The sequence below is a fragment of the Parazoarcus communis genome (assembly GCF_003111665.1).
GTDB lineage: Bacteria > Pseudomonadota > Gammaproteobacteria > Burkholderiales > Rhodocyclaceae > Parazoarcus > Parazoarcus communis_B.
In genome coordinates this window covers 2659078-2672829 of sequence record NZ_CP022188.1, presented here as the reverse complement: position 1 = coordinate 2672829, position 13752 = coordinate 2659078, and the positions used below count along the sequence as shown (strand labels likewise).

Here is a 13752-nt window from a genome sequence, read left to right as displayed (position 1 = left end):
AGGCTCGCGACGGCAAACCGGGCCGTCCGTCCTGCCTGACTTCGCCTCCCCTGAATCCGCACGCGAGTCGCGAACTCGTGGCCGCAGTTCCCCTCTAACGGGGGTCCGGAACGGTTCCGCGCCAATGACGATACCGGCCGGCATCCATCCACCCGAAGGAGGTTGTCATGGGCAAGACATTCAACACCCTGGATCAGCACTTCCACCTGCCCCATGTCCGGGAGGTCAAGGCAGACCGACCGTTCAGATGGCTGGCGCTGGGCCTGAGCGACATGCGGGACAATCTCGCGGCCAGCCTTGCCTACGGGGTCTTCTTCGCAATCGCCGGTTACCTCATATTGTCCTACGCAGCGAACATGCCGTATCTGTTCACTGCGGCCATCTGCGGCTTCTTCCTGGTCGGGCCACTGGCCGCCGCAGGCCTGTATGAGATCTCGCGCCGACATGCTGCGGGACAGACTGCCTCGTTATCCGACTCCCTGGCCGGCCTGCGCAAGCACCGCGAAGGGCTGATGTATTTCGGTGCCTTCTTCGCGATCGCCCTGATCGGCTGGGAGCGCATTTCGGCCATCCTGTTCGCTCTTCTGTACCAGGGCGGGGCACCCGATCTGTCGAACTTCTATCGCGATGTTTTTCTGTCCGGCGAGTACACCCACTTTGTCATCGCCTATCTGGTGATCGGCGGTGCGCTCGCTGCGGTGGTATTTTCCCTGTCGGTGATCTCGATTCCGATGACCATGGATCGCGACACCGACGGCATCACCGCCGCAATGACCAGTATGCGCGCCGTTGGCGTGAATCTCGGCGCCATGGCGGTATGGGCTGCACTCATCGTGGCACTTGTCGGCATCGGCTTCGCCACCATGATGATCGGCATGGTGGTCATACTGCCCCTGCTCGGCCATGCCAGCTGGCACGCTTACCGTGAAATGATCGAGTGAGCGCCGACGATGAATTTCGCCAAGGGCGCCGATAGCGGCGCCCTTATCATTTTTTGCGGCACAATAGAAACATCAACGGACAAGACAACCCGGACATCATGCAAGAATCGCTTACCCCGAATACAGCCAACCCATTGCTGGACTTTTCCGGCCTGCCCCGTTTCAACGATATCCGCCCCGCGCATGTCGCACCGGCCATCCAGCAACTGCTGGGTGAATATCGCAGCCTGATCGAAACCCTGACCCACGCCACGGATACGCCGACCTGGGATGATTTCGTCGTGCCGATGAACGAAGTCGGCGAGCGCCTGGGCCGGGCCTGGGGCGTTGTCGGCCACCTCCACAGCGTGATGGACGTGCCCGAATGGCGTGAGGCCTATAACGCATTGCTGCCCGAGGTTTCGCGCTTCTATGCCGAGGTCGGGCAGAACCTTGCCCTGTTCGAAAAGTACAAGGCCCTGAGCGAAAGCCCGGAATACGCCACGCTGTCGCCTACCCGGCAACGCATCCTCGATCATGAACTGCGCGATTTCCGTCTGTCGGGTGCAGAGTTGCCGGACGCGGAAAAGCCCCGCTTTCAGGCCATTCAGGAAGCCATGTCGCAACTCGGTGCCAAGTTTTCCGAGAACCTGCTCGACGCCACCAACGCGCACGCTGAATGGGTCGAAGACGAAGCGAAGCTCGCCGGCATTCCGGCCGATGCAGTCTCTGCCGCGCGGGCTGCCGCGGAGAAAGAAGGCAAGCCGGGCTGGAAGTTCACCCTGCAGATGCCGTCCTACCTGCCGGTACTGCAGTACGCCGATGATCGCAGCCTGCGCGAGCGCATGTATCGCGCCTATGCAACCCGCGCCTCGGAACTGGGCAAGCCCGAATGGGACAACGGCCCGCTGATCGGTCGCATTCTCGCGCTGCGCGATGAAGAGGCGCGCATGCTGGGGTATCGCAATTTTGCCGAAGTGTCGCTGGTGCCGAAAATGGCCGACACTCCGCAACAGGCACTCAGCTTCCTGCACGAACTCGCCGCCAAGGCCAAGCCTTTTGCCGAGCGCGACCTGGAAGAACTGCGCGCCTTCGCCAGCCGCGAACTCGACATCGCCGACCTGCAGCCTTGGGACGTGGGCTACGCCTCGGAGAAGCTGCGCCAGGCGCGCTACGCCTACTCCGACCGCGAAGTGAAGCAGTACTTCCCCGAACCCCGGGTCCTGGACGGCCTGTTCGGCGTGATTCGCACCCTGTATGGCGTCGATATTCTCCCCGACCAGGCCCCGCTGTGGGATCCGGATGCGCACTTCTTCCGCATCGAGAAGGCGGGCGAACTGGTCGGTCACTTCTACCTTGACCTGCACGCACGCGAAACCAAGCGTGGCGGTGCATGGATGGATTCGGCCCGCAGCCGTCACCTGGGGCGACATGGCACCACGACCCCGGTCGCCTATCTGGTGTGCAACTTCTCCGGACCGGTGGACGGCAAGCCGGCAACCTTTACCCACGACGACGTCCTGACCCTGTTCCACGAAGTCGGTCACGGCCTGCATCACCTGCTGACGCGGGTCGACGAGCTGGCAGTGTCGGGCATCAACGGCGTCGAGTGGGATGCGGTCGAGCTGCCGAGCCAGTTCATGGAGAACTTCTGCTGGGAATGGGATGTGCTGAGCGGCATGACGGGGCACGTAGACACGGGCGAACCCTTGCCGCGCGCACTCTACGACAAGATGATCGCCGCCAAGAATTTCCAGAGTGGCATGCAGACCGTCCGCCAGCTCGAGTTCTCGATGTTCGACCTGCGCCTGCACAGCGAGCTCCAGCCGAGTGGGGAAGGCGATCAGGCCACGGTAGCCATCGAACGCGTGATGGCACTGCTGACCGAGGTCCGCAACGAGGTCGCGGTGCTGATTCCGCCAGCATGGCATCGCTTCCCGCACAGCTTCTCGCATATCTTTGCTGGCGGTTACGCAGCGGGCTACTACAGTTACAAGTGGGCCGAAGTGCTGTCGGCCGATGCGTTCGAGGCATTTGAAGAGGCCGGCGCGGGCAAGGGCAGCTTGCTCGACCCCGAAACCGGAGCACGTTTCTGGCGTGAAATCCTCGCAGTCGGCGGCAGCCGTCCCGCCCTGGACTCGTTCAAGGCCTTCCGCGGCCGCGAACCGCGGGTCGATGCACTGTTGCGACACAACGGAATGGTAAGCGCATGATCAGACCTGCCCTGCTCGTCCCCCTGCTTGCCTTGGGCCTGTCGGCCGCGGTGCCGGCACAGACCACTTACAGGTGGGTGGACGCGCACGGGCAGGTGCATTACTCCGACCGGCCTCCCCCACCCGAGATTCAGGAGCTCGAAGCCAGACGCTTTGCAGCGCCACCACCCGACCCGACCTTGTCCTACACCTTGCGCAAACTCACGGCGGATTTCCCTGTCACGCTGTACACGGCGAGTAACTGCGGCGATTTGTGCGATTCCGCGCGCAGCCTGCTTGGCTCGCGCGGGATTCCGTACACCGAGTTTCCGCTCGCAAATCAGGCCGATCTGGCAGCCTATCGGGAACGCTTCGGCGTACCCGAACAGGTACCGTCACTGAGTGTGGGAAGCGCGCAATTCAAGGGGTTTGAACCGGGCGCCTGGAACCGGCTGCTGAACGACGTGGGCTACCCCAAGGCGCCCTGAGCAGACGCCGGCGCAGCCTGTCGCACAACGCGCGGGCCGCGCACTCGCCGCCCGTGCACCATCCCGCGCGGAGGATCGATACGGGTCAGAACGGCAGCCCAAGGGCTCCGAGCGCCTCAGGGTCGAGTGGCTCGCCATTGACCAACAGCGCACCGTCCTTGTAGCGCATGTCGGTCGTCAGCAAACCGTCCTTCTCCAGCACCACCCCGTTACCCGTGATTCCGGCAACGCGTTCATTCACCGCGGCACTGACGGCCTGATCGATCTCGGCATCGGACGCATCGATTTCCATTTCGGTCACATAGCCGACAATGCTCTGACGCTCACTCATTTCGATCAGGCGCACAAGCAAGGCCTTGGGGATGCTTACGCGCAGGCTGGCAACGAGATCGCTGAAGGGGTTCATGCCAGCCTCCCCCTCGGTACCGACGTAGTCGATCCGGGCACCCATCTCGGCGCGGCCTTCGTTCAGGCTCGCCCCCACGCGCTTGAGCTCAATCGCGGGCGAGCGCTTCAGCATGACAGGCAGCTGCTGCATCACCGCGCCCATCAGTTCTGCCTGCTGAGCTTCGATATCGGCGGCTTCGCCTGCGGTCTGCTCGACACTGCGGGTGATGGAGTCGAGGGCGCCGGCGTCGATGCGCTCGAGGGCGAGCACGAAACTGAGGTCGTCCACGGTCTCACCGCCGCCGACCATCTGCTTCACGCCGAAATCGACGCTCATGTTGACCACCTCGCCATCGAGCGCAGCCTGGGATTCGATCTTCAGGCCATCGAGATTGAAGCTTGCCTCACCGCCGCGCGCGCTGAAGCTCGCGCGACCGACGCTCAGCGACGAAGGGCCGGTCCAGAACCGGTACTGCTGCGGCCGGGCGGAATCGAGCGTCAAGGCAAGGTTCTCGACAACCAGCACATTGCCATCCGGATCGCGGACGTCGAGCAAGGGCAGATCGATGCGCCCCTTCGCCTGCTGACGATCGGCACTGATCCTGATCTCGCCATTGATGCCGCCCCAGACCAGGTCCATTGCCTCGCCCGCCTTGCCGCGGTAATCGGGCGACGAGATACGGTGCTGCAGCTCGCCCCCCCAACCGACCAGGGTCAGGACTTCAAGCGGGGATCGCCCCTGCAAGGCAGCGTCGAATCCGTCTTTCAGTTCAGCGGGCAGAACGACATCAGAATGAACCTGAGCCGCACGTCCGGCGGGAAAGGGGCCATGGTCGATGTGGTGCGTCACGCGAAAGTCGATCGGCTCGTCGCCATCGTTCAAGGTCCATAGCGTGTGCGCCTCGGCACCGAAGATGCCGCGCTTGTAGTCGAGCACCCGGATCTGCACCGCGGGACTGCTCATCGCCATCATGCTGTCCCTGAAACCTGACTCGATATTGCCGCCGATCGCATAGCTCCCACCGACCAGCGCCAGCGCTGCCGCACCGATCGCCCCTGCTACCACTACTGCCTTGCCCATAACATCCTCTTTAGCCCGGAAAGCTTCGCGCATGCGCGCGAAAGGCCGTCATTATCACCGCATGTTCCGGCTGGCGCATCCGGATCGCACAAATAACGCGCAATTGTCGTCAGTCGGCAGAAACTCAGCGCGGCATCATGCGCACCCGCCCCATCTCTGACAGCGCCTTGGGCACGCCAAGATGGAAGCCCTGCCCATAATCGACGCCAATCTCGCGCAAGACCTCCAGAACTGCCTCGTTCTCCACGAACTCTGCAATCGTGACCAGGCCCATGGTGTGGCCGATGGTGTTGATGGCCTGCACCATGGCGCGGTTTGTCGGGTCGGTCGCGATGTCACGTACGAAGGAGCCGTCGATCTTCAAGTAATCGACCGGTAGCGTCTTCAGGTAAGCGAATGAGGACAGGCCACTGCCGAAGTCGTCAAGGGCAAACGCACACCCCAGCTTTCTGAGCTCCCCCATGAAGCTGACCACCCGTGACAGGTTGGCCACTGCCGAGCTTTCGGTGATCTCGATGCAGATTGCCCCCTGCGGCAGCGCTGCGCGCACCAGGCCGGCACAGATGTCCTCCAGCAGACGTTCGTCACTCAGGGAGTTTCCCGACAGGTTGATGCACCAGGTGCCCTCGACCCGACCCTCCTTGCGGTAAGTGTCGCTCACCCACGCGAGTACATTACGGAACACCCATTCGTCGATGCGCGGCATCAGGTTGTAGCGCTCTGCAGCCGGAATGAAGCTCCCCGGGCTGATCAGGCGTCCGTCCTCCTCCAGCCGCACCAGCACCTCGTAGTGAATGGAGTGCGCCACCGAAAGCGGCACGATGGGCTGCACGAACAGCCGCAACCGGTCTTCGTCGAGTGCGCCATGCAGTCTCGCGACCCATTGCATCTGGCCGTGGCGCTCCATCAACTGATCGTCATCGGGGCGGTAGACGTGCACACGGTTGCGCCCGCCCTCCTTCGCCGCATAACAGGCGGTATCCGCGGCAGAGAGGATGCGGCCCATCTCGCGCTCGGTTTCGGTCACCGGCACCAACCCGATGCTGACGCCGATCGAGAACGACTTTCCCTCCCAGGCAAAGCGGTAGGCACGGATCGCCTCGCGGAAGCCCTCTGCCATCGCAATGGCCTTTTCCACCGGGCAGTTGAAGAAAATCACGCCGAACTCATCGCCGCCGAGACGTGCGAGCAGATCTGCTGCGCGCATGCGTTCGCGCATCAGCGTGCACACCTGACGCAGGAGTTCGTCGCCGGCCACGTGGCCACAGGTGTCGTTCACGACCTTGAACTGGTCGAGATCGAGATAACAGAGGATGTGCGTTGTCCCTGGAGGTACGCCGGGTGTCAGCAGGTCGGCAAGCCGGCGTTCGAATTCGCGCCGGTTGGGGATACCGGTCAGCGCATCCTGGCTGGCCTGCCGGGTCAGTTCGCGGGTCAGATTCAGGGTCACAGTGACGTCCTGACACACGAGCACCACGCCGATCAGGTAGCCCAGGCGGCTGCGTATCGGGGCAGCGGAATCCTGCACCGGAATGCGCTCCCCGTCCCGGCGCACGAGCAGGCCATGATCGGGCGCCCGCATCTCGCGGCCGTTCGAGAGCACGGTGCGGACCGGATTCTCCAGCGCACGCCCGGTGAGCTCCTCTTCGAGACAATAGATGCTTGCGATGTTGCGGCCCTTGGCCTCGTCCAGCGTCCACCCGGTGAGGCGCTCGGCCATCGGATTGAGGTACTGCACCGTGCCGGTTTCGTCGGTCGTGATCACGCCGTCGCCGATGGACGCCAGCGTCACCTGCGCGAGATCACGTTCGTTCTGCAACTGATCGGCAATCTGGCGGCGTTCGGTCACATCCCGCATCAATCCGGTATAGACCTTCTCACCCTGTGCGCGGCCCTCGCTGACCGAGATCTCGAGCACACGGGGCGTCTTCCCCTGCCGGTGCAGTCGCAGTTCCATCTTGTCCTGCAGTCCCATCAGCCGTTCGATCTGACGCGCCGGCCGCAGCGGCGGGTCAGCCAGCAGATTGGCCAGCGGCATGCCGACAGCGTCTGCACCCTGCACCTCAAGCAGTTTCTCCGCGCCCGGATTCAGGCTGCGCAGGAGGCCATCCTGACCAAAGGTGACAATGCCATCGCGCACATCGCGGATGATGGCGCGGGTCTGCCCCACCGCACGCTCCAGTGCCTCCATCATGCGGTTGTATGCGGAGGCGATCTGCCCGACTTCGGTAAACGGCTCGACCGGCACCCGTACCGACAGTTCGCCGGTCTTTTCCTGCACCTCCATCGCCCGCAGCAACTCGAGCAGTTCGGTGCGCGCGCCATGTTCCGACACGTTGAGACCGAGAACCTCCTCCTCCGCAGAGACTCGCAGGGGGATGAAGCGGTCCAGTCCGCGCAGCAGCACCCAGGCCAGCCCGAAAGACCACACGCCGCACGTAACCACCCCGAGCAGTTGCACCAGAAACTGCTCCCCGCGCCCGAGGCCGGTACCCAGCGCAAGCGGGTCGGCAAACAGTGCAACCGCGAGCGTGCCCCATATGCCTGCCGCAAGATGCGCCGGGATGGCCCCGACGGCGTCGTCGACGCGGTATCGCAGCAGCAACTCATGGCAGGACACCATCGCCAGCGCACCGCCTGCGCCGACAATGAGCGCCGCGCCGGAATCGAGCACGTGCGCCCCCGCCGTCACCGCGACCAGACCTGCAATGCCGCCATTCAGGGTATGAACCACGTCAGCGTAGCCGCGCTGACGCCAGCCCAGGGCCAGACCTGCGAGCACGCCCGCCACCGCTGCCAGCACGGTATTGACCAGAATGCCCGGCACCCGTCCGTCGAGCGCCAGCGTGCTGCCGCCGTTGAACCCCAGCCAGCCGAACAGCAGGAGCATGACACCGAGCATCGCCAGCGGCAGATTGCCGCCCGAGATGGGCTGCTCCCTGTCCTCCGCATCAAAGCGTCCGCTGCGCGGGCCGATGATCAGTACGCCGGCCAGTGCAACCCAGCCCCCGACGCCATGAACGACCGTTGAACCCGCGAAGTCGATGAAACCGAGGGCTGCCAGCCAGCCGCGTTCGCCGCCGAGTGTGCCACCCCAGGCCCAGTGACCGAACACCGGATAGATCAAACCGCCAATGATCGCAGCCACACCGAGATAGGCAGAAAAGCGCATGCGCTCCGCAACGGCGCCGGAAACGATCGTCGCCGCAGTCGAACAGAACATGGCCTGAAACAGGAAGAAGGCAGCCAGCGCACTCGTGCTGCCATGTCCAACCGAAAGCATGAAGTGATCGGTACCGGTCAGTCCGGCCGCTGACGAGCCAAACATCAGCGCGAATCCGAACGCCCAGTAAAGCGCCACCGCAACCGCAAAGTCCACCACGTTCTTGATCGCGACGTTGATCGCATTGCGACTGCGAGTGAGCCCGGACTCAAGACACAGGAAGCCCGCCTGCATCAGGAACACCAGGCCCGCACACAACACCACCCACATCACATCAATGTCGACCGCACTCATCGGATCATCCCGTTCTCCGTGCCTGCCGCACGGGATGGGGCGATACGCCCCATCGACCGCACCAGCCTGGTGCATTAGGCCAGCCTGCACACGGTGCAGGCGGATGCTCCCTCGTTGTCAGCAAGAAGAGTGCCGCTCCGAACCTTGCGCCGACGCTCATGGCACAATAGGCGCTGTTCCCACTGTCCGTCGCACCGGTCGGCCTGACGCAAGCGCGCGTCGCCCGGTGCCATAAGAGTTTCATGAAAATCGCCACCTGGAACGTCAACTCCCTGAAGGTCCGCCTGCCTCACGTCCTCGACTGGCTGGCGGCCAACAAGCCCGATGCCCTGTGCCTGCAGGAACTGAAGATGGAGGACAAGGCCTTTCCTGTCGCCGAACTGGAAGCGGCGGGCTATCACGCTGCCTTTATCGGACAGAAAACCTACAACGGTGTGGCGATCCTGAGCCCCAAACCGATGGACGCTGTCGTGCGCAACATCCCGGACTTCGAAGACGAACAGAAGCGCATCATTGCGGCTACGATCGATGGCGTCAGGGTGATCTGCGGCTATTTTCCGAACGGTCAGGCGGTCGGCTCCGACAAGTTCGAATACAAGCTGCGCTGGCTTTCGGCCCTGACCGAATGGGTCAAGGAAGAGATGCGCCAGTATCCGAAACTGGTCCTGACCGGCGACTTCAACATCGCCCCCGAAGCGGCCGATGCACATCCCGACTGGAAGGACGAGATTCACGTTTCAGAGCCCGAGCGCGCGGCCTTCCGCGCCCTCACCGCACTGGGGCTCATCGACGCCTTCCGGCTGTTCGAGCAGCCCGAGCGCAGCTTTTCATGGTGGGACTATCGAATGATGGCCTTCCGGCGCAATTTCGGTCTGCGCATCGACCACATCCTGGTGTCGCCCGCGTTGCAGGCCGATTGCAGCAGTTGCACCGTCGACAAGGCGCCGCGCAAGCTCGAGCGCCCTTCGGACCACGCACCGGTCGTCGTCGAACTCGCTGGGTGAGCACCTCATGACGAGTGCCGAGCGTTTGCAGAAAAACTATCCGGTCATCGACGAACTGTCGCCCGCTGCGCGCGCGCGCCTGCTGAACGCTGCACGATGGATGGAAGTGCCGGCGGACACGCTGCTTTTCGACGACCATCAGTCCTGCGAAGGTTTCCCTTTCGTGATCGAAGGCTCGGTGCGGGTCGCAAAGTGCGCCCCCAATGGCCGGGAACTGCCGCTCTATCGCGTTACGCCAGGTGAGACCTGCATCATTTCCTCGTCCTGCCTGCTCGGCAACGAGGACTACAACGCCCGCGGCATCACCGAGACCGACACCCTGCTGATGCTGCTGCCCAAGCCGGTGTTCGACGAACTGCTGGCCGAGCCGGCTTTTCGCGGCTTCGTCTTCAACCTGTTCGCCGAACGCATTGCCGATCTGATGCAGTTGATCGAGGAAGTGGCTTTCCACCGCCTGGACCAACGCCTCGCCACCCTGCTGCTGGGCAAGGGACGTATCCTGCATACGACGCATCAACACCTCGCAGACGAACTCGGCAGCGTGCGCGAATTCGTCAGCCGCCTGCTCAAGGGCTTCTCCGCGCAGGGTCTGGTCAGACTATCGAGGGAGCAGATCGAGATCCTCGATCCTGCAGGATTGCGCCGGATTGCCAGCGGCGCCGACAACCGCAGCCCCTGACTCGCGGTTCGAGGCAATAACAGCCACGCAGCTGAAATCCCGTGCTATGTATCCCCGGTTACAGACCGGGCCTCCTGCCGCGTGCTCCAATAGCGTCACTTTCCCCTTGGAGCACATCATGAAATCGAACGTGGGCAGCATGGACAAGATTCTTCGCATCGTTGCCGGCATCGTCTTGCTGGCACTGGCCATCATGGGCATTGGTACGCCGTGGACCTATATCGGTATCGTACCGCTGGTCACCGGCGTGATGGGTTGGTGCCCGGCCTACACCCTGCTCGGTGTAAACACCTGCCCGATGAAGAAACAGTAAGCTTCACGGCACACACGCAAAAGCCGGGCAAGCCCGGCTTTTTCATGCCTTTTTGCCCGCACTGCTGCAGTAGTTGGCGATAGCAACAAACTCGGCAACCGACAGGCGCTCGCCGCGCAGCCCGGGGTCGAGCCCCAGCGCAGCGAACCCTGCCTCATCGAGAAACTCCCGCAGGGTATTGCGCAGCGTCTTGCGCCGCTGACCGAAGGCCGCGGTCACGATGGCCCCCAGCAGGGCTTCATCCCTGGCGGTAAGTTCCTCGGCCGGCAGCGGCACCAGGCGCACGATGCTCGACATCACCTTGGGCGCCGGACGAAATGCCCCCGGCGGCACATCGAACATCCGCCCCATGCGGAACCGGTACTGCAACATCACCGACAGGCGGCCATAGTCCTCGGTACCCGGCTCGGCCACCATCCGCATCACCACTTCCTTCTGCAACATGAAGGTCATGTCCTGCACCTGCTCCGCAAAGACCGCGAGGTGAAACAGGATGGGGGTCGAGATGTTGTACGGGAGGTTGCCGACGATGCGCAGCGGATTACCCAGCGTGCCGAAATCGAACTTCAGCGCATCGCCCTCGTGGATGCTGAGGCGTTCTGGCGAGTAACGCTCGCGCAGGCGGGCAATCAGATCGCGGTCGATCTCGACGACATGCAGATGATCGATACGGTCAAGCAAGGGCGCGGTCATCGCGCCCAGCCCAGGCCCGATCTCGACCATGGTCTCGCCGGGCTGCGGACGAATGGCATCGATGATGCGACGGATGATGTTGGGGTCGGACAGGAAGTTCTGACCAAAGCGCTTGCGTGCGCGATGGCCGTCTGTTTCGCGATCGTTGCTCATGCGGATTTCCGTTTTGAGGCCGCCATCGAAATCGCCAGCTCCACCGCAGCAAAAAGGCTGCCGGGGTCGGCGCGACCGCTGGCGGCCAGATCCAGTGCCGTACCATGATCAACCGAGGTCCGGATGACTGGCAGGCCCAGAGTGACATTGACGCCGCCGCCGAAGCTGGCGTGCTTGAGCACGGGCAGGCCCTGATCGTGATACATCGCCAGCACCGCATCGCCCTGTGCCAGTGTGTGCGGCACAAACAGGGTGTCTGCCGGCAGCGGGCCGACAAGCATCATGCCTTCCGCGCGCAGACGATCGAGAACGGGTGTGATCACCTCAATCTCCTCACGTCCCATGTGCCCGCCCTCGCCCGCGTGCGGATTGAGGCCGGCCACCAGAATCCGGGGAGCCTCGAGGCCGAAGCGGCTCTCAAGGTCACGATGCACGATACGCAGCGTCTGTTCGAGCAGTGCCGGGGTAATCGCAGCCGGCACCGCCGACAGCGGGAGGTGGGTCGTGACAAGGGCCACCCGCATTCCGCCGCCGACCAGCATCATCACCACCAGGGGCGTAGACGTCTTTTCCGCGAGGTACTCGGTATGGCCGGTAAAGGGCACACCGGCATCGCAGATCACGCCCTTGTGCACCGGCGCGGTCACCATGCCAGCAAACTCGCCCGACACGCAGCCCTGCAAGGCACGGTCAAGCAGGGCAAGCACGTAGGGCGCGTTCTCCGCATTCAACTCACCGGCCACCGCGGGGGAGGCAAGCGGCTGATGCAACACGTCGATCATGCCCAGCGCGGGGGCAAGTCCGGGCTGAAAACTGCGCACCTGCACTGCGCTGCCGATGCGGGCGAGGCGCTCTTCGATCAGTTCGGCATCGCCCAGCACAACCAGGTGGGCAGGCCACTCACGATCGGCCAGACTGGCGCAAAGCTCGGGACCGACGCCTGCCGGCTCGCCACTGGTAACCGCGAGCACCGGCAAATCGCCGGTCACGATGCTCACTCGCGTTCCATGCGGTAATCGACGTACGTGCTGTCACGCAGCTGACGCAACCAGTCCTCGTACGCGGCCTCGGCCTTGCGCTCACGCAGAATGGCACGCGCTGCGTTCAGCTTGCGCTCTTCGGTCACGTCCTGCACGCGGCGCTCCGTTACCTGGATCAGGTGCCAGCCGAAGGGCGAGCGCACCGGGGCGCTGATGTCGCCGGGTTTGAGGGCATTCATCGCACGCTCGAACTCGGGCACGGTGTCGCCCGGATTCACCCAGCCCAGATCTCCACCCTTGGCCGCCGACAGGTCGGCAGAGTTGGCCTTGGCAAGCTCACCGAAATCCGCGCCATTGACCACGCGCTCACGAAGTGCGAGCAGACGGGCCTCGGCTTCGGTATCGGAAAGCACCTCGGAAGTCTTGATCAGGATATGACGGGCACGGGTCTGTTCAAGTTGCTGCGGGCCAGCCGCCGCGCCGCCGCGCTTGTCCACCAGCTTGACGATATGCAGGCCGGAGGCACTGCGCAGCACCGGCGACAGCTCGCCCGGCTTCAGGTCGCGAGCGGCATCCGCATAGAGTGCCGGCAAGCGGTCGCGTTCGCGCCAGCCAATGTTGCCACCGCTGATGCCGTCGGACGCGTCCGAGGTTTCAGCCGCCACGCGGGCAAAATCCTCGCCCGAACGTAGCCGCGCCATCACCTTCTCCGCACGCTCGCGCAGCCGGGCGATCTGCTCCGGGCTGGCACTTTCGGGCGCGCGCAACAGGATGTGCGCGAGCTGGAATTCGATGCCGGAGAAGGCATCCGGATTGTTGGTCAGGAAATTCTCGATTTCCGCATCGGTTACGACAACCTTGTTGTCGACCTCGCGCTCGCGCAAGCGAGTCAGCACGATCTCGGTACGGATCTCGTTGCGAAACCGGCTCCAGCTCACGCCATCGCGTTCAAGCGCAGCACGCAGTTCGGTCGCAGAGAGCTTGTTGTTCTCGGCAATCCGGGCAATAGCGCGCTCAAGCATGCCGTCGTCGACACGCAGCGAGGTTTCACGCGCAAGTTGCAACTGCGCACGCTCGACGATGAGCCGCTCCAGCAACTGGCGCTCGAGCACCTCAGCAGGCGGCAACTGACCGCCCTGACGCTGAAGCTGGCGCGTCGCCTGCGCAACACGCTCACGCAGTTGCAGGGCGGTAATCACCTCATTGTTGACAACGGCGACGATACGATCGACTTCGATCGCCTTGACAGCGGCATGGGCCGGCAATGCGAGTGCAGCACAAGACAGGCCGACGGCCACCAGGGCACGGGAACGGGACAGGAATCGGTTCATGGTTTCTCTATGAA

11 protein-coding genes are annotated in these 13752 nt (G+C 63.5%); 6 read left to right on the top strand and 5 right to left on the bottom strand.

All coding sequences use genetic code 11. The annotated features are described in order from the left end of the window. Positions 1-167: 167 nt before the first annotated feature. The 3 genes from CEW87_RS12240 to CEW87_RS12230 all read left to right on the top strand — a co-directional run bounded on the left by CEW87_RS12240 (position 168) and on the right by CEW87_RS12230 (position 3600). Entirely contained in the window at positions 168-941 is a 774-nt protein-coding gene (locus CEW87_RS12240; RefSeq protein ID WP_108973367.1) for a DUF2189 domain-containing protein, read from the top strand. A gap of 98 nt (positions 942-1039) precedes the next feature. After that, positions 1040-3133, top strand: coding sequence for a M3 family metallopeptidase (locus tag CEW87_RS12235; RefSeq protein WP_108973366.1), 2094 nt, complete (start codon positions 1040-1042; stop codon positions 3131-3133). Further along, the gene (locus CEW87_RS12230) at positions 3130-3600 is read left to right on the top strand and encodes a glutaredoxin family protein (RefSeq protein WP_108973364.1); all 471 of its coding nucleotides are present in this window, start codon (positions 3130-3132) and stop codon (positions 3598-3600) included. Before CEW87_RS12235 ends, CEW87_RS12230 begins: the two co-directional genes overlap by 4 nt. A gap of 85 nt (positions 3601-3685) precedes the next feature. Here CEW87_RS12230 and CEW87_RS12225 read toward each other — a convergent pair whose 3' ends face one another. Next, positions 3686-5068 carry a YdgA family protein gene (locus CEW87_RS12225; RefSeq protein WP_159098158.1) on the bottom strand — a complete coding sequence of 461 codons (1383 nt, stop codon included), beginning with the start codon at positions 5066-5068 and terminating at the stop codon, positions 3686-3688. A 124-nt stretch (positions 5069-5192) separates the two neighbouring features. Then, positions 5193-8585 carry an ammonium transporter gene (gene amt, locus CEW87_RS12220; RefSeq protein WP_108973360.1) on the bottom strand — a complete coding sequence of 1131 codons (3393 nt, stop codon included), beginning with the start codon at positions 8583-8585 and terminating at the stop codon, positions 5193-5195. A 242-nt stretch (positions 8586-8827) separates the two neighbouring features. Here amt and xth point away from each other — a divergent pair, with 242 nt between their 5' ends. The 3 genes from xth to CEW87_RS12205 all read left to right on the top strand — a co-directional run bounded on the left by xth (position 8828) and on the right by CEW87_RS12205 (position 10581). Beyond that, positions 8828-9589 carry an exodeoxyribonuclease III gene (gene xth / locus CEW87_RS12215; protein WP_108973359.1) on the top strand — a complete coding sequence of 254 codons (762 nt, stop codon included), beginning with the start codon at positions 8828-8830 and terminating at the stop codon, positions 9587-9589. A 7-nt stretch (positions 9590-9596) separates the two neighbouring features. Further along, on the top strand, positions 9597-10268 hold the full coding sequence (locus CEW87_RS12210; RefSeq protein ID WP_108973357.1) for a Crp/Fnr family transcriptional regulator: 672 nt from the start codon (positions 9597-9599) through the stop codon (positions 10266-10268). 118 nt (positions 10269-10386) lie between these two features. Next, a complete protein-coding gene (locus tag CEW87_RS12205) occupies positions 10387-10581 on the top strand; it encodes a YgaP family membrane protein (RefSeq protein WP_108973355.1) in 195 nt (64 codons plus the stop codon). Positions 10582-10623: 42 nt separating this feature from the next. On the opposite strand, the gene rsmA is transcribed toward CEW87_RS12205, so the two are convergent. Genes rsmA through CEW87_RS12190 form a run of 3 tightly spaced genes read right to left on the bottom strand, consistent with a single transcriptional unit; the run spans position 10624 to position 13738 of the window. After that, positions 10624-11427: a 16S rRNA (adenine(1518)-N(6)/adenine(1519)-N(6))-dimethyltransferase RsmA gene (gene rsmA / locus CEW87_RS12200; protein WP_108973353.1), complete on the bottom strand. Its 804-nt coding sequence runs from the start codon at positions 11425-11427 to the stop codon at positions 10624-10626. Continuing rightward, on the bottom strand, positions 11424-12425 hold the full coding sequence (gene pdxA, locus CEW87_RS12195) for a 4-hydroxythreonine-4-phosphate dehydrogenase PdxA (RefSeq protein WP_234421525.1): 1002 nt from the start codon (positions 12423-12425) through the stop codon (positions 11424-11426). The genes rsmA and pdxA overlap by 4 nt, the downstream gene beginning before the upstream one ends. Further along, positions 12422-13738 carry a peptidylprolyl isomerase gene (locus CEW87_RS12190; protein ID WP_108973351.1) on the bottom strand — a complete coding sequence of 439 codons (1317 nt, stop codon included), beginning with the start codon at positions 13736-13738 and terminating at the stop codon, positions 12422-12424. The genes pdxA and CEW87_RS12190 overlap by 4 nt, the downstream gene beginning before the upstream one ends. Between the last annotated feature and the right edge of the window lie 14 nt (positions 13739-13752).